Source organism: Rhodococcus sp. IEGM 1379 (assembly GCF_030056815.1).
Taxonomy (GTDB): Bacteria; Actinomycetota; Actinomycetes; order Mycobacteriales; family Mycobacteriaceae; genus Rhodococcus_F.
This window is the reverse complement of sequence record NZ_JASHKR010000010.1, coordinates 105,898-126,322: the sequence shown is the minus strand read 5'-3', so window position 1 is coordinate 126,322 and position 20,425 is coordinate 105,898. Positions and strand designations below refer to the sequence as shown.

Genomic DNA, 20,425 nt, shown 5'->3' with positions numbered 1-20,425 from the left:
TGTCGGGGTTGCCGGTGACGGTGAATGGGAAGTTGGACCGAAAAGCACTACCGGACGCGCACTTCAGTGGAACTGCCTATCGTGCGCCCAGCACACCAACGGAGCAAGCGGTAGCCACGGCCTTTGCTGATGTACTCGGCCTGAAGCGTGTCGGTGCGGATGACAGTTTCTTCAACCTTGGGGGAGACTCACTCAGTGCCACCCGGGCGGTGGCGCGCATCAATAGTGCGCTGGGTTCAACGTTGGGTATCGCGGCGTTGTTCGACGCACCGGTCGTGTCCGCGTTGGCTGCGTGGGTCGAATTGACAGCGCGGACTACTGCGGGTGTCCCGATGCTCAGCGGGAGGACGCAACCCGATCGGATTCCCCTTTCCCTTGCGCAACAGCGGATGTGGTTTGTCAATCAGTTCGACACGTCCTCGCCGGCCTACAACATCCCCGTCGCTCTGCAGTTGGACGGCGTGCTCGATCCGGATGCGTTGCGAGCGGCGCTCGGCGATGTCATGGAACGACACGAGTCTCTGCGTACCGTATTTCCCGGCTCCGCGGACGGGCCTCGACAGGCGATTGTCGATCCCACTACTGTCGCTCTGGACCTGAGCTCGACGCACGTGTCCGACGGAAAATTGCGATCCACGCTCGACGGTTTCTTCTGCATCGGATTTGATGTCTCCGAGGAACTTTCGCTCCGGGTGAAGTTGCTGAGGCTCGCCCCGGAGAGGCACGTCCTTGCTATTGTCGTCCATCACATTGCTGCCGACGGCGTCTCGATGGCGCCGTTGGCACGGGATCTGATGTTCGCCTATTCCGCCCGTTCACGGCAACAGCGACCGGGGTGGGAACCGCTGCCCGTGCAGTATGCCGACTACAGCCTGTGGCAGCGCGAGGTGCTGGGCACGGATGCGCAGCCAGGTTCGGAGGTGTCGGGTCAGCTCGACTACTGGACGCGGACATTGTCGGGAATCCCGGAATTACTGCAGTTACCGCTGGATCGATCACGGCCCGCACAACGGTCCGTGGTCGGCGGAGTTGTTGCATTCGAAATCGAACCCGCGCTGCATCGGACTCTGATAAATCTTGCGCACCAAAGTAATTCGTCATTATTCATGGTGATGCACGCCGCATTGGTGGTGCTGCTGGAAAGGCTCTCAGGGTCGGACGATGTGGTGGTGGGATCTCCGGTAGCAGGCCGCGGACGCCGGGAACTCGACGGCGTCGTGGGGATGTTTGTCAACACACTCGTCCTGCGTACTCGCGTCGACGCAGGGGCCACATTCGCCGAAGTTCTCAGCGGTGTGCGAGCGGCGGACCTCGGTGCATTCGAGCACTCGGACATTCCGTTCGAGCGCCTGGTGGACGAGCTTGCCCCCCAGCGATCGACTTCGCACACACCTCTCTTTCAGGTGCTACTCGAATTCCAGAACACCACTGCACTTCGCCTGGAACTGCCTGGACTTGCCGTCCGGTCGATCGATGTGGATCTGGACGTGGCTAAATTCGATCTGCAGTTGAGCTTGTTGGAACGCGTCGACGAGATTGGTGCACCGGCGGGGATCAGCGCCGGCTTCCGGTATGCGTCCGACGTATTCGATCGTGAGTCGGTGCAGCGGATTTCAGAGCGATTCATGAGAGTGGTGGAGAGCGTCACCACGGATCCGACCAAGCCCGTGGGGGATATCGACATCCTGCGGGCGGCGGAACATGTGCTCACGTCAGCGAATCGCCAGGGAACAGACGTCGCGTCGGCGACCTTGGCGGAACTTTTTGATCAGGCGGTGGTTTTGTCGGGCGGCACTGTGGCGGTGTCACCAGGCGCCGCCGCCGCGGTGACATACCGGGAACTCGATGCGCGAGCGAACCGGCTCGCAAGGCTGCTCGTGGCTCAGGGCGTGGGTGCAGAATCGTTGGTGGCCGTGGCGATGACAACTTCGGTCGATCTTGTGGTGGCGATTCTGGCGGTGGTGAAGTCTGGGGCGGGTTACGTACCGGTGGACGTGACTTCTCCGACTGAGCGGTTGGCCTTCATTCTCGGTGATGCGCGGCCGCGGTGTGTGCTCACCACTACTGCGGACGCGCATGCAGTCAACTCCAGCGATATCCGGATGGTCATGCTCGACGATCCGGAGACAGTGACTGCGCTGCAGCAGTTTTCGTCACTTCCGATGGAAGACGCTGACCGGCAGGGTTCGCTGCATCCCGACTCGGTGGCTTACGTCATCTACACGTCGGGTTCTACCGGGCAGCCGAAGGGCGTACAGGTTTCGCATCGGAACGTGGCGACTCTGCTGGCAAACACGCAGTCGCTCTTCGGATTCGGTCCGACTGATGTGTGGACCATGTTCCATTCCGCCGCATTCGACTTCTCGGTGTGGGAAATGTGGGGAGCGCTCTGCCACGGTGGTCGACTGGTGCTGGTCGACTACTTCACGGCACGCTCACCCGCGAAGTTCCTGGACCTGCTGCGTGAGCAACGTGTCACCGTCCTCAATCAGACGCCCACTGCCTTCTATCAGTTGGCGGAGGCAGATCGTCGCGCCGGTACTCCCGATCTGGCATTGCGGTATGTGATCTTCGGTGGGGAGGCCCTCGAATTCGGGCATCTGAATCGCTGGTACGAGCGACGAGATGAAACTTCCCCGGTCCTGGTCAACATGTACGGCATCACCGAAACAACGGTGCATGTCAGCCATCTGGAGATCGACCGTGACCAGGCGGCGCACAAGTCCGCGTCGGTGATCGGCCATGGCCTGCCCGGGTTGCGGGTCTATGTGCTCGACGGACGACTCCATCCGGTGCCGCCCGGGGTTATCGGGGAAATGTACATCTCCGGTGCGCAGGTCTCGCGCGGATACCTCGGCCGGTCGGCCCTCACCGCTTCCCGGTTTGTTCCCGACCCCTTCACTCCCGGATCGCGGATGTACCGGTCGGGCGATCTCGGCCGGTGGAACGCGAACGGAACGCTGGAGTACCTTGGGCGCAACGATTTCCAAGTTCAGTTGAAGGGCTATCGCATCGAGCTCGGTGAGGTGGAATCTGCACTGCTCGCGTGCGGCGGGGTTGCGCAATCGGCGGTGGCAGCGCACGGGGATCGATTGGTCGGGTATGTGGTGCCGGAGAACGGTGCTGTGATAAATCCGGCCGCGATCATCGATGCAGTGGTTAAGAGTCTGGCGTCGTACATGGTGCCCGCGGCAGTGGTGGTCTTGGGCAAGTTGCCGCTGACACTGAATGGCAAACTGGATCGAAAATCCCTACCCGAACCAGACTTCGGAAAGAATGTGACCCCGAGCCGGCAGCCGGTCACCGACACCGAACGTATCCTGGCAGACCTTTTCGCGAATGTTCTGGGTCTCGATTCCGTCGGCGTCGACGACTCGTTTTTCACGATCGGTGGGGATTCGATCATGTCGATCCAGCTGGTCACCCGAGCTAAAGCTGCCGGAGTAGTGATCTCGCCGCGCGATGTGTTCGATCGCAAAACCGTTGCGGCACTGGCCGAGATAGCGAGGACTGCCGACGAGGTGTTCCTCGAAGAACTGGCAGGTGGTGGCATCGGCGAGATCCCGTTGACACCGATCGCGTCGTGGATGCTCGGACGCGGCGGGGATTTCCGTCGTTATTCACAGTCGGCACTGTTCACGATTCCTGCAACACTGGACGTAGACACCTTGACGAGGGCACTGCAGGTTGTGGTTGACCGACACGATCTGCTGCGGGCGAAGTTGTTCCGGACCGACAGCACTGAAACCGGTTGGCGGATGGAGGTACCGGCCGAAGGCGCCGTGCGTGCGGCCGCGGTGGTCCGTCGGGTGGAGGGATCGGGAGTAGACGCCGAGTGTGCGGCGCGGGAACTCGACGCGGCTCTCGATCGGCTCGATCCTGCATCGGGCGTGATGCTGCAGGTGATCTGGCTAGACAGCGACGACAGCGACGACAGCCACGACAGCCACGACAGCGACGACAGCACGGCCGCGAGGTTGCTGATCGCGGTCCATCATCTGGCGATGGACGGTGTGTCCTGGCGGATTCTGATGCCTGACCTCGCAAGTGCATGCGCGCAACTGCAGTCCGGTTCGGAGCCGATGCTCGAGCCTGCCGGGACATCGATGCGCCGGTGGGCGCACGCACTCGCCGACGCTGCCCACGAACCTCGCCGTATCGCCGAACTCGAATTGTGGCGAGGAATGTTGGAAGCACCCGATCCGATGCTGGGTTCGCGGCCACTGGCCCTATCCGATACCGCCGTGGACATCGAGGTACGACTTTCGCCTTCACTGACCGAGGCGTTACTGACGACAGTGCCGGCGGCATTCCACGGCAGCGTGGGCGACGGATTGCTGACGGCGTTGGCTCTGGCGTTGATCCGCTGGCGTCGACGCCGTGAGATCGACGTGGCAGAAGCACTTCTGAGCCTCGAGGGCCACGGACGAGAAGAGCAGCTAGCGCCCGGAGTGGACCTCTCTCGCACAATTGGATGGTTCACCACCATCTTCCCCGTACGACTCGATCTGCGCGGTGTGGATCTTGACGACGCATTCGCCGGGGGGCCGTCCGCCGGTGCCGCGATCAAGAAGGTGAAGGAACAACTTCTCGCGGTTCCCGATCACGGTATCGGTTTCGGTCTCCTTCGATATCTGAATACTGATACAGCGCAGTTGCTTTCACCTCAATCGATGCCTCAGATCAGCTTCAACTATCTCGGGAGAATGGGCGCGAGCGCTACCGGGAGCGCCGACGGTTGGGTGCCGATCGAGGAACCCGGACTGCGTGAAAGGTCGGCTGCGGGCATACCCCTTGGTGCCGTTGTCGATGCCAATGCAATGACCGTCGACACCGATGACGGCCCCGTGTTGACCTCGACATGGACGTTCCCGCCGGGCGTCATCACCCGCGAGGAGGTTGATGAACTTGCGCAGGGGTGGGCGCAGGCGCTGTACGCTCTGGGCGCACACGCACAAGCTGGTGGCACAGGATTCACGCCGTCGGATTTTGATCTCGTCGAACTTCGGCAGGATGGTATCGAAGAACTCGAGAGCCGGGTTCCAGACCTGAGCGACGTGTGGTCACTGTCGCCGCTGCAGGCCGGCATGCACTTTCACGCCGAACTCGCCGACGAGTCCGTCGACGCCTATCTGGTGCAGGTGAGCCTTGATCTTGTCGGCTCCGTAGATGTGCCTCGGCTGCGCCGTGCGGCCGACGCTCTACTGAACCGGCACGCTAACTTGCGTGCCGCATTTCTGCATGAAACCGAGGGCAAGACGATCCAGGCTGTCCGGTCACGGGTGGAAGTACCGTGGACTGAAGTCGATCTGACGACACCCGATTCGAGTTCGATTGATGTGGAGCGATTCCTCGACGATGACAGGCTCCGTCCGTTCGAGATGACACGGGCACCGCTGATTCGGTTCATGGCGATCAAGACTGCGCCGGACAAGTACCGACTGGTGTTGACCAACCATCACATTCTTCTTGACGGGTGGTCGATGCCGCTGCTGATTACAGAGTTGCTGACGCTCTATGCCACGGATGGAGACCAATCTTCGCTGCCCCGGGTGCGCGGATATCGCGATTATCTGGAATGGATGAAGAACCGAGATCAGGCTGCTTCGCGGGAGATGTGGGCGCAGGCTCTGGCCGGGGTAGAAGGGCCGACGTTGATTCTTCCCTCGGACAGGGGGCGGCAACTGTCAACGATTTCTCACGAGTGGGTTTTCGACCTGGACGAGGACGAGACCGCACGGATCCTCGACGTCGCGCGCTCGCGAGGACTGACCGTCAACACGATGGTTCAGGTGTCGTGGGGGATGGTGCTCGCCGCGTTGACCGGCCGCGACGACGTGGTGTTCGGTGCCACGGTCTCGGGGCGGCCACCCGAACTGGCGGGCATCGAGACAATGATCGGACTGTTCATCAACACGCTTCCCGTCCGAATCAGGTTGCGGCCCGATGAAACTCTGGGAGATTTGCTCGAGCGTGTTCAGGCCGAGCAGGCCGCGTTATTGGATCACCACTATGTCGGCCTGGCTGACATTCGGCGGGCCGCGGGCCCTGAGGTCGGATTCGACACACTGGCAGTGTTCGAGTCCTATCCGGTGGATCGTGGTGGTTTGACCACCGATACCGATATCGCCGGAATGCGAGTGGTCGGGGTGGACGCAATGGACGCGGCCCACTACCCGTTGAGCTTGGTAGCGTCCGTCGATACTCGGCTGCGCCTCAAATTCGAGTACCTTCCGGATGCCTTCGACGCGAATGTAATTGACAGCATCGCTGGGCGGCTGGTGCAGGCGCTCGACGCCTGCGCAAGCCCCGACCAGTCGTTGGCCGCAGTGTCGCTACTGACCGAGCAGGAGCGTGCGAATCTGGTGCCGGTCAGCGGCGGAGCGGGTGGGTCTACCCGCACGCTGCCCCAGATTCTCGAAGAGGCGGCTGCGCTGGATCCCTTTGCGATTGCGCTGTCCTATAAGGATGTTGACGTCAGCTACGGCGATCTCGACGAGCGATCGAACCGTCTTGCCCGTGCGCTCATCTCGCGAGGCGCCGGCTCGGAAACCTTTGTGGCAATCGGGATACCGCGCTCCATCGACTCGGTGTTGTCGGTGTGGGCGGTAGCGAAGACCGGAGCGGCGTTTGTGCCCATCGACCCCACTTATCCGGCCGAGCGCATTGCTCACATGATCGGCGATTCCGGAGTCGCGCTCGGTGTGACCACGATGGAGCACCGAAACCGGTTGCCTGGCACCACTGATTGGCTCGTTCTCGACGATCCTGACTTCGCTCGAGAATGCGCAGAGCAGTCCGAGGGTCGCGTGGATCGAATCCCCGCGGTCGCGCTCGATGGCGTCGCTTATGTTGTGTATACGTCGGGGTCTACGGGCCTGCCCAAGGGGGTGGTGGTCACCCATCGCGGACTGGACAATTTTGCTCTCGATCAGATCGAACGATTGGGGGCGACAGCACAATCCCGCACGCTGCATTTTTCAACGCCGAGTTTCGACGGATCGGTGTTCGAGTACCTGCAGGCATTCGGTGCCGGTGCGACCATGGTGATCGTGCCGACCGACATCTACGGTGGCGACGAACTGGCCGATCTCGTCACACGCGACCGCGTCACTCATGCGTTCATCACGACCGCTGCGTTGGCGTCACTCGATCCGACGAGGCTGGAATCTCTCGCAGACGTTGTGTTCGGCGGCGAGGCGTGCCCGCCCGAACTTGTTGCCCGGTGGGCCGATCCCGACCTTCCGAGTACCCGAGCACAAGGTCGTCGGTTGTACAACGCCTACGGCCCGACCGAGACCACGGTCATGTCCAACATCAGCGAACCGATGGTCGCCGACATGTCGATCACCATCGGTGGGCCCATTCGCGGTGTGACGGAACTGGTACTCGATCACCGGCTGCAACCAGTCCCCGTGGGAGTTCCGGGCGAACTGTATCTTGCCGGGGTGGGACTGGCCCGGGGGTATCACCGCAGGCCTGCCCTTACCGCCGAACGGTTTGTTGCGAACCCGTCGCAGTCCGGGACGAGGATGTATCGCACTGGCGACATCGTGAGATGGACAGCCGAGCACAGCCTCGAGTACGTGGGCCGCAGCGACTTCCAGGTCAAGGTTCGGGGATTCCGGATCGAACCTGGTGAGATCGACGCCGTACTCATGTCGGAGCCGAACGTCGGATTTGCTGCCACCCTCGCGCGCAGTGGCCCCGCCGGCGACACACTGTTGGCGTCCTACGTCGTGCCGACATCGGGATGCACTCTTGATGCTGCCGCGCTCACCCGGGCGCTTTCCGGCCGTCTGCCGGCGCACATGGTGCCGTCGTCGATCATGGTGCTGGAACGTATTCCCCTGACAGCGGTCGGCAAGTTGGACCGTGCAGCACTGCCGGAACCTGTCTTCGATGCCGGGGCAGTGCAATACCGGGCTCCGTCCGGCCAGATCGAGCTGGCTGTGGCGGGAATCTTCGCGGAGGTGCTCGGGATCGACGATGTCGGGGCCGACGACGGGTTCTTCGAACTCGGTGGCAACTCCCTGAGCGCTACCCGGGTAATGGCCAGGATCCGAGCGTCGCTCGGTGCTGAGAACGGCGTACGGGACCTCTTCGAGGCACCGACAGTCGCGGCATTGGCCAAGCGTATCGACCAGTCGGCGCGGGAACAGTCGGAGCGTCCGATCCTCGCAGCTCGACCACGGCCGGAAGATATTCCGCTCTCGTTTGCTCAGCAGCGGATGTGGTTCGTCAACCAACTGGACATCGCGTCACCGGCGTACAACATCCCGATTGTGGTGCGGCTGCGAGGCGCACTCGACACCGAGGCATTGAGCGAGGCAATCACCGACGTCGTACGTCGGCACGAGTCGTTGCGAACGGTGTTCCCGGAACGTGATTCCGGGCCGGTTCAGCAGATACTGCCGGCCGAGAGTGCACTTCCCGCACTGATTTCCGTTCCTGTTGTTGACGAGGTCCATCTGCGCGATGAGCTTGCCCGGCTGGTGTCGGCTGGTTTCGATGTCACCGTCCGTGCCCCGCTGCGCGTCGGATTGTTTTCGCTCAGTGCGATCGAGCGGGTACTTGCCGTTGTGGTGCATCATATTTCGGCAGACGGCTTCTCGATGGTTCCGTTGGTGCACGATGTGATGACGGCGTACCGGGCGCGTGCGGGCGGCAGCGCGCCCGAGTGGTCACCGCTTCCGGTGCAGTACGCCGATTACTCTCTGTGGCAACGCGAACTGCTGGGTTCCGATGGCGACCCCGAGTCGCTGTTGTCGGCGCAGCTCGACTACTGGACGACCACGCTGGCGGGCACACCAGATCTCCTGGAACTACCGACAGATCGTGAGCGGCCGTCCCAGCAGTCCTTCCGCGGTGGGCGCATCAACTTTTCCGTCGACCGACACCTTCATCGGCGCGTGAAGGAACTGTCGCGGAGTTTGCGGTGCACCGAGTTCATGACAATCCACGCGGCGCTTGCGGTTCTGCTGGCGCGACTCGGCAGCACCGACGAGGTAGTGATCGGAACGCCGATCGCCGGTCGTGGGGAACCGGCGCTCGACGATCTTGTCGGTATGTTCGTCGGGACGCTGGCACTCCGCACGCCGGTGGACTCAGCGCAGTCTTTCACGAATCTAGCAGCGCGCTGTCGCGACGTCGACCTCGGCGCGTTCGCCCACGCAGACGTCCCGTTCGAACGTGTCGTGGAGGAAATCGGACCGACCAGATCGACGGCGTATTCACCGATTGCCCAAGTCTCCCTGGAATTTCAGAACAACGAACGACCGTTCCTGGCTCTGCCAGGATTGGACGTCCAGGGAGTCGATCCCGAACTCGATGTCGTCAAGGTCGATCTCGAATTCCTCTTGGCGGAGGAGTTCGGTTCGAACGGTGAACCGGCCGGGATGAGCGGAGCTGTCGACTTTGCCACCGATCTCTTCGACGGCGACACCGTCCGAAGTTTCGCCGAGCGATTCGTTCGAATTCTGGCCGCCGTCACCGAAGATCCCGACGAGGCGATCGGCGAAATCCCACTTCTGGACAAGGACGAGAGCCGAGAGTTGGCGCCGGCGCGAGGCACGCCCGACGTGCCACCGGAACTGTTGCCCGACATGTTGACAGCCGCCGCCGCGCTCGATCCTGACGCCGTGGCGCTGTCCTACGAGGATCGGCAGATCACGTACCGCGAACTTGACCAGTGGTCCAACAGTGTGGCGCGGGTTCTGCGCGGACGCGGGGTTGGTCCGGAAACCTTTGTGGCGTTGGGAATGCCGCGTTCGATCGAGGCGGTGGTCGCGATCTGGTCGATCACCAAGGCCGGGGCGGCGTTTGTGCCGGTCGACCCGGCATATCCCACCGAGCGTATCGACTACATGCTCACCGACTCCGGGGCATCGGTCGGTCTGACGTTGCGAGGCAACCGGAGTCAGCTTCCGCACACGGTGTCATGGTTGGTGCTCGACGATGCGGATTTTGTCGAGCAGTTGGCAGCTGTATCGTCGGCACCTTTTACGGACGATGATCGAACCAGCCCGCTGTATCTCGCGCACCCGGCCTATCTCATCTACACGTCGGGTTCGACCGGAAAGCCAAAGGGAGTAAACGTCACTCATCAAGGGTTGGCCAATTTCACCGCGGAAACGCGAGAACGGTTCGAAGTCACGCACGACGCTCGGGTCTCGCAACTGACGTCTCCGAGTTTTGATGCTTCGGTGTTCGAACTGATGATGGCATTCAGTGCGTCGGCTCGGGTGGTGATCGTTCCTCCGGCAATTTACGGTGGCAGCGATTTGGCGGATCTGCTTAAGCGCGAGCACGTGACCCATGCGACCATCACACCGACGGCATTGTCGTCTCTCGGCGAAGAAGGTCTCGACTCACTTCGGGTTCTCGATTTGGTGGGGGAGGCGTGCCCACCGGAAGTGGTCGCACAATGGGCGCCGGGGCGGAGCCTGCATAGCGGGTACGGGCCGACGGAGACCACCGTTCAGGCAAGTGTCAGTGAGCCGATGCATCCCGGTGAGGGTGTGAATGTCGGGGCACCTGCGTTGGGGTTCGCGTTCGTGGTCCTCGATGAGCGGTTGCAACCCGTCCCGGGTGGGGTACACGGCGAGTTGTACATTGCCGGTCCAGGTATGGCACGCGGGTACCACAATCGGATGGCGCTGACGTCGGAGCGATTTGTGGCCTGTCCCTTTGGCGCCCCGAGTAGTCGGATGTACCGGACCGGCGATGTTGTGCGTTGGCGAGAGTCCGGGAACGGCACCGGCTACACTCTCGAATACATCGGGCGCAGCGACTTCCAGGTCAAAGTCCGTGGTTTCCGAATCGAGCTCGGAGAGATCGACGCCGTGCTCGCCCGCCACCCGGCAGTATCCTTCGTTGCTACCATCGGGTACCCCGGCCCATCGGGTGAGACGGTGCTTGTCTCCTACCTGCGAGTTCAGGGCGGACACGATGTGGTGCCCGCAGAACTCCGCACCTATGCGTCCGAGCGGCTGCCGACTCACATGGTGCCGGCCGCAGTGGTCGTGCTTGATCGTATTCCGATGACCCCGGTGGGTAAACTTGACCGAAAGGCGTTGCCCGCTCCGGAGTTCGGATCACTCGCTGCCGCATTCCATGCGCCGACGACGGACACCGAGCGCGTCATCGTGGAAGTGTTCGCGGAGGTTCTCGGGGTGGAAAGGGTGGGCACGGCTGACAGCTTCTTCGACCTCGGCGGAAGCTCTCTTGTCGCCACGAAGATCGTCAGTGCCCTGCATGCCAGGTTGGATCGGAAGGTGCCGCTGCAGTGGATGTTCCTCGACCCCACACCGGCCGGAATCGCTCGACGGCTCGACATCCCCACCCACAGTGCGGATGTGGAAGAGGCACTCGCCGTGGTGATTCCGTTGCGTGTGAAGGGAAGTGGAAGGCCGCTGTTCTGCGTGCATCCGGGAATCGGGTTGTCCTGGGGATACGCGGGGCTGGTGCAATACCTACCGCCGGACAGACCTGTCTACGGGCTTCAACTGCCCACGATCAGTGGCGACGGCGAATATCGGTCGATCGAACAGCTTGCTCACCGCTACGTCGAGGAAATTCAGGCCATCGCACGGACAGGTCCGTATGACCTGCTCGGTTGGTCGCTCGGCGGGATCATCGCCCACGCCATAGCTGTTGAATTGCAGAGGGCGGGTGAAGATGTCGGGACCTTGGCTGTCATGGACAGCTACCCCGAGAACGGCGAAGAACCAGAGTCCGGGGAACTCGACATCCGGGAACTCCTCCTCGGACTCGGGCTCGACGTAGGCGCCGAGGACGTGGGGATGGAGACAAACAAGGGCGATGAGATGACTTACGAGCGTGCAGCGGACTTGTTGGGGGAGACGTTCGGAACCGACACCGGGGTACGCGCGCGCGACCTCGCCCGGATCGCTGCCGGATACAAGAACTCCCGGCGTCTTGGTCACCAGTTCATTCCCCAGATCTATGACGGGGACCTGCACGTTTTTGCCGCGATGCGTGATGGGGACGGAGCCGCCAATGCGCGATCGCCGCTGGAGTGGACGCCGCTCGTGACCGGCCGTATCGATGTGCAGCCAGTGGACTGCGGGCACAACGAGATGATCGAACCGCATGCCTTGGCGATCATCGGACCTGCGCTTGCTCGTGCAATTACCGGCGATATCTGAAAGTGCAGCCGGGTGCGTCGGCGACTGCGGATGTTTTCCGGTCACCGCGACGGGGAATGTCCTCCAGTAGTCGGATGTTCACCACAAGCGACGGTCCGGCGTACGACACCGCAACCAAGCTCGAGGAGCGACTATGCGCGCGATCAGGCACCGCACGATCAGACGCTGTCGGACACTGGCGGTCGTTGCTGTCCTGGCCGCGTCAGGCATATTCGGGCAGGCAGCCGTAGCGTCGGCCGATGGTCCCGCTCTGGATCATGTCGAGCACATCAATGACCGCCAGATGAACATGTACGTGTACTCGGCCGCGATGGACAAGGTCATTCGCCTCGAGGTAATCCGTCCCGAAGATACGAGCGTGAGCCGCCCAACGCTGTACTTGCTCAACGGTGCCGGCGGCGGCGAAGACGGTGGCGTCGACGCGGCAACCTGGCAGACCAAGACCGACGTGACCGATTTCTTCGCCGACAAGAATGTCAATGTCGTTACTCCCATCGGCGGTGCGTACAGCTATTACACCGACTGGCAGCAGCCCGATCCTGTTCTCGGCCTGAACAAATGGACGACCTTCCTGACAGAGGAACTTCCCCCGATCGTTGATGCCACGCTGGGAACGACCGGCGTCAATGCCATCGCCGGACTGTCGATGGCGGGAACTTCCGTCCTCAACCTGGCCGAGTCGGCGCCGTCGCTGTACCGAGCAGTCGGTGCTTTCAGCGGGTGCGCCGAGACGAGCACCCAACCCGGCCAGAGTTACGTCACATTTGTCGTCAGCGCACGCGGCGGAAACGCAAACAACATGTGGGGCCCACCCAGCGATCCGGCCTGGATAGCTCACGACCCCGTAGTCAATGCCGAGAAGCTGCGCGGCATCAACTTGTACATCAGCAACGGCAGCGGAATGCCTGGCCCTCATGACACCCTCGACGATCCGCAGGTCAACGGAGATATCGGTACCCTCGCCAACCAGGTGATCGTGGGCGGAGCCATCGAAGCGGGAACCAACCAGTGCACCCAGCAATTGGCCGAGCGGCTCAGTTCTCTGGGAATTCCGGCCACGGTCGACTTCCGTCCTACCGGTACCCACTCATGGGGTTACTGGCAGGACGATCTGCACAACTCCTGGCCCATGATCGCCGGTTCCCTCGGCTGATTCCGGGTGACCCGGTGGTGTCCAAGGATCTGATCAGGCCGGCGGTTTCGGTGCCGGCCGCAATCAGTGCGGGCCCGAGGAAGCCATGTGTGGAATAACCGGATGGATCTCGTTCGATCGCGACCTACGGTCCGAGCAGCCGACAGTTGACTCTATGACCGAGACGATGAAGTGCCGTGGACCAGACGCGCGCGGCACCTGGGTGGTCGAGCATGCCGCGCTCGGGCATCGACGGCTTGCGGTCATCGATCTGCCGGGCGGGAATCAGCCGATGAGTGTCGACACGGCCGGTGGGCCGATCGCGATGGTCTACTCGGGCGAGGCGTACAACTTCGGTGAACTGCGCGAAGAACTGAGCAGGCGCGGACACGTATTCGTGACCGACTCCGACACCGAGGTTGTGCTGCACGGATATCTCGAGTGGGGAGAGGACGTCGCGCAGCGCCTCAATGGCATGTACGCGTTCGCTGTCTGGGATTCACGCGTCGATACCCTCGTGATGATCCGTGACCGCATGGGGATCAAGCCGTTCTACTACTACGAGACGCCGGACGGTGTTCTGTTCGGTTCGGAACCCAAAGCGATACTTGCCAATCCGATCTCCGAGTCGACCGTCACGATGGACGGGATCCGCGAGCTATTCGCGTTCGTGAAGACACCGGGTCACGCGGTGTGGGACGGAATGCGTGAGGTGGAACCGGGCACGGTAGTCACCGTTTCACACGCCGGTCTACGCACCCATCGCTACTGGACGCTGCATACCCGGCCTCACACCGATGACCAGGACACCACGGTGGCGCATGTTCGTGAACTTCTCGACGACATCGTGCGTCGGCAACTGGTCGCGGATGTGCCACGGTGCACGCTCCTTTCCGGTGGACTCGATTCGTCAGCGATGACTGCGATTGCGGCCCAACAGCTTGCCGAGGTCGGCGAGACGGTCCGGACGTTTTCCGTCGATTTTGTCGGTCAGACCGAACATTTTGTCGCGGATGAACTGCGTGGAACTCCGGACACCCCCTACGTCCACGACGTGGCCCGAAGATCGCGGACTGCTCACGAGGACATCGTGCTTGACAACGACGCACTGGCTGACCCCGCAGTGCGGGCGAAGGTCATCCGGGCGCGCGACATTCCGACGGGGCTCGGCGATATGGACGCGTCACTGTATTTGCTTTTCACAGCGATCCGCGGGCTATCCACGGTGGCGCTGTCCGGAGAGTCGGCTGACGAGGTATTCGGCGGGTACAAGCAGTTTTTTGATCCCGACGCGCAAAAGGCCGATACGTTTCCCTGGCTCGTGCACCGCGTAGAACGTTTCGGCGATGACAGTGACATCTTCACTCCGGAGGTGACTGCGGCATTGAACCTGGATGTGTACGTTCAGGATTCGTATGACAGCGCGGTTTCCGGAGTCGACAGGCTGGGTGGAGAATCCGACTTCGAGTGGAGGATGCGCAAGATCTGCTACCTGCATTTGACGAGGTTCGTGCGAGTCCTGCTCGACCGCAAGGACCGAATGAGTATGGCTGTCGGGTTGGAGGTTCGTGTGCCGTTCTGCGATCACCGGTTGGTGGAGTACGTGTACAACACGCCGTGGTCGATGAAGACCTTCGATGGCCGGGAGAAATCGTTGCTTCGGGCCGCGACCAGGGATGTATTGCCGCAGTCGGTGATCGAACGGGTGAAGTCGCCGTATCCGTCCACCCAGGATCCCAAGTATGCGGTGGCATTGCAGAAGCAGGGCAAGGAGTTGCTCAGTGAGCCTGCACACCCGGTGTTCGGGTTGATAAGCCAGGCCTGGCTGACGCGGGCGGTGTCCGTCGATACTCCGCAGGTCACTCAGGTTTCTCGCCTTGGTCTGGAGCGCACGCTTGATCTCGCGATGTGGATGGATATGTACAACCCCACCATCCGGCTCTAGCTGGAGATGTACCCGCGGGGAGAGTTCAGGTCGTTGTCGTGAATCCTCGGTAATCGTCGTCGGCGATCTGAGTGCAGAGTATTCGGTAGTTTCCGACGCCGCCGAGGTAGGGCAAGAAGATTCTCGGCTTGCCGGGGATGTTTGCTCCCAAGTACCACGAATCAGCTTGCATATACAGGCTTTCCGCCGCAATGCCGGTCACGTGGCCCGCCCAGTCATCCTGGGCGGCGCTGGTCGCCTCCGCGAAATAGGCTCCGGTCCGGCGCATGTGATCGATGTAGTCGACGACCCACTCGACGTGCTGTTCGATCGAGACGACGACGTTGGAGAGCACCGACGGACTACCGGGTCCGGTGACGATGAACATGTTGGGAAAGCCTGCGACTGCCACCCCGAGGTATGTTCGTGGTCCGGCCGCCCACGCGTCACGCAACGCCAGGTTGTCTCGCCCGCGGATGTCGATGCTGTCCAAGGATCCGGTCAAGGCGTCAAATCCTGTGGCGTAGACGATCATGTCGAGTTCGTGGAATCCGGCTGTTGTCTCGATGCCATCGCTTTCCAGTTGTTCGATCGGCGTCGCGCGTACATCTACCAGCGTGACGTTGTCGCGGTTGAACGTCTCGTAGTAGTCGGTACCGATGCACAACCGTTTTGTTCCCAACGGATACCCCTTGGGGCACAGCGCCTCTGCGGTGATTGGATCAGACACGGTATCGCGGATCTTGGACCGGACGAACTCGGCGGCAGTCTCGTTTGCGGCAGCGTCGAACATGAGGTCACCGAACGTAGTTTGGAACGCTATTCCGCCGTCTGCCCAGCGACTCTCGTACTCTTTGTCGCGGACTTCCGGCGAGGCCTCGAGCGCCATTCCGGCGGGCGGTGGCAGTATCCATCCACCGTGGGATTCACGCTGAAGCGCTCGGCGCGACGGGTAGTGCGCCTTGATGTCGTCGAGTTCGCCAGGGCTGAGAGGCCGGTTGCGGGCGGGGATGACAAAGCCCGGAGTCCGCTGAAATACCGTGAGATGGTCGGCTTGCTCGGCAATGATCGGGATCGCTTGCACCCCGGACGATCCGGTGCCGATGACGCCGACTCGCCTGCCCGTGAAATCGACCCCGCCGGCGGGCCAGTGGCCGGTGTGATGGACTTCGCCACCGAACGCGTCCTGGCCATCCATGTGGGGTATCCGGGCGGCCGAGAGTGCACCGGTTGCCATGATCATCCACCGCGCGGTGACGGTGTTGCCGTCGTCGGTGGCGATGACCCAGAGTCCGGCGGACTCGTCGAACTGGGCGGAGGTGACTCGGGTGCCGAAGGTGATGTCGTCACGAAGACCGAAGCGGTCGGCGACGTGCTCGAGGTAGCGGAGGATCTCCGCCTGCGCCGGAAAGCGTTCGGTCCACACCCATTCCTGCTGCAGGTCGTCGTCGAACGAATACGAGTAGTCGGCACTGTCGACGTCGCAGCGGGCGCCCGGATAGGTGTTCCAGAACCATGTCCCGCCGACGCCGGTGCCGGCCTCGAACCCGTGCACGGACAGTCCGCGCTGTCGGAGGCTGTGCAGCGCGTACAGCCCGGCAAATCCGGCGCCAACGACAACTACGTCGTAGATGGCGTTATGTGACGTGTTGTTCGACAAGGTGGACATCCTCATTTCGTGGTGAGCGTTCTTGTGGTCGGTTGTAGTGCCAGTAGCATCAGTGCAGGCAGTACAGGTGTTCCGCGATACGAGCGGGTGCAACGGGAGGAATGCAAGCGTGGACGCAGGGCCCATGGACAAGCCGAATCGGGCACAGCAGCTCGATCTTGCATCGTTGCCGAAGGGGCAGCTGGCGAGACGTCAGCACATCATTGACGTCGCGGGTGAACTCCTGGTCGCGGACGAGTTCGAGCGGATCCAGATCCGTGACGTTGCCGAGGATTCCGGCGTTGCACTCGGAACCGTGTACCGCTACTTCACATCCAAGGAGCATCTGTACGCAGCGGTGTTGCAGGACTGGTCGGCGACGGATCCCGCAACTCTCGGAAGGCCGGTGGATCCGTCCGTGTCGGACTCCGATCGGATGCGAGCACGCCTGCATCACTCTGTCGACAGGTTTGAGAAGTATCCGACTTTCCTTCGCCTGCAAGGAGTTTTGCGGCAGTCCACCGATCCGATCGTGTGCGAGATTTTTGCGGAGTTTTCGGAACAGGTGCTGTCCTCGTATCGTGAGCAACTTGTTGATTTGCCCATTGAGGAGGCCGCGGACATCGTCGCGATCGTGACTGCCGTGCTGGGCCACGAGTTGAATTTGTTCGGTCTGGGGCGCCAGAGCGCCGCCGAGGTGCACCGACTGCTCGATCGCACTGTGGACTTGATCTTCACAAGCTGAGGTGACCCCAGCGCGGTACGGACTGCCCGCGCCTTCCGGCTTTGATGTGACCGTTGTCATATCGACAGACTAGAGTTAGATTCTAGTTCATGACAAGTAGTGTGCGGCGAGTACAAAGCGAGTTGGATCCCGCTCTGCGGGCCGTGGCTGACGCGGTCGAGGGCGCGGGGCTTCCGCCGATGATCGACCTCGCGCCGGGTGAGGCGCGCGAACGGATCCGCGCGGCACTGGCCATGTGTGCACCCGGACCCGAGATGTCCGCAGTCGACTCGCATGCCATCGGAGACAAAGTATCGGTTCGGATCTACCGACCGTTGTCGGTGAAGGCGTCCGGCACGGTTGTGCACTTCCATGGCGGAGGCTGGGTGACAGGGGATTTCGACTACGCCGACGCTACCTGTCGATTGTTAGCCGACGCTGCCGGCGTTCCGGTCGTGAGCGTGGATTATCGACTGGCGCCGGAACATCAGTTTCCTGCTGCTGTCGACGATGCGTCGGCAGTACTGCGTTGGGTTGCCGCCGGATCCGAAGGACTCGATCCGCGGATTGTCGTCACCGGAGACAGTGCGGGCGGAAACCTTGCGGCGGTTTGCGCACAGACGATGCGTACCGACAGTGAAGTTTCCTTGGTGGGTCAGGTGCTCGTCTATCCAGTCGTCGACGCCGATCTGACGCGAGACTCGTATGTCGCCAACTCGGGAGTGTTCCTCGGCTCCAAGGAAATGCAGTGGTTCTTTGATCATTACTGTCCCGAAGCTGCGGATCGGAATTCTCCAAGCCTGGCACCGATTCGCGCAGCAGACCTTGCCGGCCTGCCGCCTGCGATTGTGGTTGTAGGTGGTCACGATCCATTGCTCGACGAGGGCTTGGAGTACGCGGAGCGGCTGACGGCGGCTGGTGTGTCTGTGGAGCTGCTGCACTACCCGACGCTCCCGCATGGCTTCCTTCAGTTCACGGCCGTCTCCGCCGATGCCCGGGAGGCGGCTGCCACGGTGGCGTCCGCTACTGCACGACTGTTCGAAGATGCTGACCTACAGACTGATTCGATCGAAGGAGTTGCACATGCATGATCTCGTGATTCGCGGCGGGCTCGTTGTTGACGGGACCGGTGCGGTGCCGAGACAAGCGGATGTGGCCGTCGACGACGGCCGTATCACTGCGGTGGGCGAGGTGTCCGAGTCCGGACGCCGTGAGATCGACGCTGCGGGCATGCTCGTGACGCCAGGCTTTGTCGATATCCACACCCACTACGACGGTCAGGTCACGTGGGACGCGCTGCTGACGCCGTCGTCGCTGCACGGGGTTACCACCGTGGTGATGGGGAACTGCGGCGTGGGGTTTGCACCGGTCAAACCGGAACAACGGGACTGGCTCATCAGTCTGATGGAGGGCGTGGAGGACATCCCCGGAAGCGTGCTGGCCGAGGGGATGACGTGGAACTGGGAGTCGTTCCCCGACTATCTCGACGCGATCGACACCCCGCACGCCATCGACTTCGCTGCCCAACTTCCGCACGGCGCGCTTCGAACGTATGTGATGGGGGAGCGGGGCGGCGACCATCTCGTCCGACCGACCAACGACGAGATCGATCAGATGTGTGACCTCGTGGCTGAAGCTGTCGAGGCCGGCGCGCTCGGCTGGTCGACGTCGCGATCCGCAGTGCACAAGACATCAGCCGGTGAACCGACTCCTAGTTTGACCGCGTCTCGCGAGGAATTGATCGGACTTGCCCGCGGGCTGGCCAAGGCCGGTGCCGGTGTTGTCGACTTCATCTCCGACTTCATGGAAGAACCCGCGGAGATGACATTGGTGAGCGAGATCGTCGAGGCGGCGCAGCGGCCCATGTCGGTTTCGATCGTGCAGAGCGACCGCGCTCCGGACAAATGGCGATCGTTGCTTGACGGATTGGCGGAAGTTTCGGCGGAACAGAACATTCCGATCACCGGTCAAGTTGCTCCGCGAGCTGTCGGTGTCATGCTCGGCTGGGAGTTGAGTTGGCATCCGTTCATGGCGTATCCCACCTACGCTCCACTGGCGGACCTCCCGCGTGAGGAGCGCGTCGAGCAGTTGCGCCGACCCGAGGTCAAGACAGCTCTACTGGCTGATCAGCCGGTGACGGACAGTGACTTCGTTGCGAGGCTGTCGACACGATTCGAGCATGTGTACCTCCTCGGTGATCCGCCCAATTACGAACCGGGACCGGGTGATTCAGTCGCCGCACTTGCAGAACGATATGGCGTCTCGGCCGTCGAGGTTGCCTACGACGCGATGATGGCGCAAGACGGCCGTGCCCTGCTGTATTTCCCGATGCTCAACTATGCGGGCGGAAACCTCGACGCTGTCCGGGAGATGCTTGCCCGGCCGGATACCGTGCCGGCACTCGGTGACGGCGGCGCCCATTGCGGTGCGATCTGCGACGCGAGTTTCCCGACGACCCTGCTCACACACTGGGGGCGTGACCATCGGAAGAGTGAATCGCTGTTTCCGGTCGAGTGGTTGATCAAGCGGCACACCGTCGACACTGCCGCAGTGGTGGGGTTGCTCGATCGGGGTCAGGTGCGACCCGGGTACCGAGCGGATCTCAACGTGATCGACTTCGATCGACTCCAGGCGGACCATCCGGAGGTGTTGTACGACTTGCCCACTGGTGGTCGACGGTTGATGCAGACCGCCACGGGCTATGTGGCGACAGTGGTGGCAGGTGAGGTCGTCTTCGAGGAAGGCGAGCACACCGGTGCGCTACCGGGGCGGCTCGTGCGCGGCGCCAAGTCAGCTCCCGGACCAGATGTTTCTTGACCGTCATTCC

Annotated in this window: 7 protein-coding genes; 6 read left to right on the top strand and 1 reads right to left on the bottom strand. The window is 62.1% G+C overall.

Translation table 11 applies throughout. The annotated features are described in order from the left end of the window. The 3 genes from QM600_RS08840 to asnB form a co-directional block, all read left to right on the top strand. The coding region (locus QM600_RS08840) for a non-ribosomal peptide synthetase (protein ID WP_283261090.1) at positions 1 to 12,170 on the top strand (12,170 nt) is incomplete at its 5' end. 133 nt (positions 12,171 to 12,303) lie between these two features. Next, positions 12,304 to 13,323: an alpha/beta hydrolase gene (locus tag QM600_RS08835; protein WP_283261089.1), complete on the top strand. Its 1,020-nt coding sequence runs from the start codon at positions 12,304 to 12,306 to the stop codon at positions 13,321 to 13,323. 85 nt (positions 13,324 to 13,408) lie between these two features. Continuing rightward, complete coding sequence (gene asnB / locus QM600_RS08830) at positions 13,409 to 15,247, top strand: asparagine synthase (glutamine-hydrolyzing) (protein ID WP_283261088.1); 1,839 nt, start codon at positions 13,409 to 13,411, stop codon at positions 15,245 to 15,247. A 25-nt stretch (positions 15,248 to 15,272) separates the two neighbouring features. Here asnB and QM600_RS08825 read toward each other — a convergent pair whose 3' ends face one another. Beyond that, positions 15,273 to 16,895, bottom strand: coding sequence for a flavin-containing monooxygenase (locus QM600_RS08825; RefSeq protein WP_283261087.1), 1,623 nt, complete (start codon positions 16,893 to 16,895; stop codon positions 15,273 to 15,275). A 109-nt stretch (positions 16,896 to 17,004) separates the two neighbouring features. Between QM600_RS08825 and QM600_RS08820 the strand changes: the two genes are divergently transcribed. The 3 genes from QM600_RS08820 (at position 17,005) to QM600_RS08810 (ending at position 20,415) form a co-directional block, all read left to right on the top strand. Continuing rightward, positions 17,005 to 17,619, top strand: a complete 615-nt coding sequence (locus QM600_RS08820) for a TetR/AcrR family transcriptional regulator (RefSeq protein ID WP_283261086.1) — start codon at positions 17,005 to 17,007, stop codon at positions 17,617 to 17,619. An 89-nt stretch (positions 17,620 to 17,708) separates the two neighbouring features. Then, complete coding sequence (locus QM600_RS08815; protein ID WP_283261085.1) at positions 17,709 to 18,689, top strand: alpha/beta hydrolase; 981 nt, start codon at positions 17,709 to 17,711, stop codon at positions 18,687 to 18,689. Continuing rightward, complete coding sequence (locus QM600_RS08810; RefSeq protein WP_283261084.1) at positions 18,682 to 20,415, top strand: N-acyl-D-amino-acid deacylase family protein; 1,734 nt, start codon at positions 18,682 to 18,684, stop codon at positions 20,413 to 20,415. Before QM600_RS08815 ends, QM600_RS08810 begins: the two co-directional genes overlap by 8 nt. The last annotated feature ends 10 nt before the right edge of the window (positions 20,416 to 20,425 follow it).

What these genes read in the sequence shown, in the direction of transcription:
- asnB (WP_283261088.1), top strand. Translation starts at nt 13,409, where the DNA reads ATGTGTGGAATAACCGGATGGATCTCGTTCGATCGCGACCTACGGTCC.
- QM600_RS08815 (WP_283261085.1), top strand. Translation starts at nt 17,709, where the DNA reads ATGACAAGTAGTGTGCGGCGAGTACAAAGCGAGTTGGATCCCGCTCTG.
- QM600_RS08825 (WP_283261087.1), bottom strand. Translation starts at nt 16,895, where the DNA reads ATGTCCACCTTGTCGAACAACACGTCACATAACGCCATCTACGACGTA.
- QM600_RS08835 (WP_283261089.1), top strand. Translation starts at nt 12,304, where the DNA reads ATGCGCGCGATCAGGCACCGCACGATCAGACGCTGTCGGACACTGGCG.
- QM600_RS08810 (WP_283261084.1), top strand. Translation starts at nt 18,682, where the DNA reads ATGCATGATCTCGTGATTCGCGGCGGGCTCGTTGTTGACGGGACCGGT.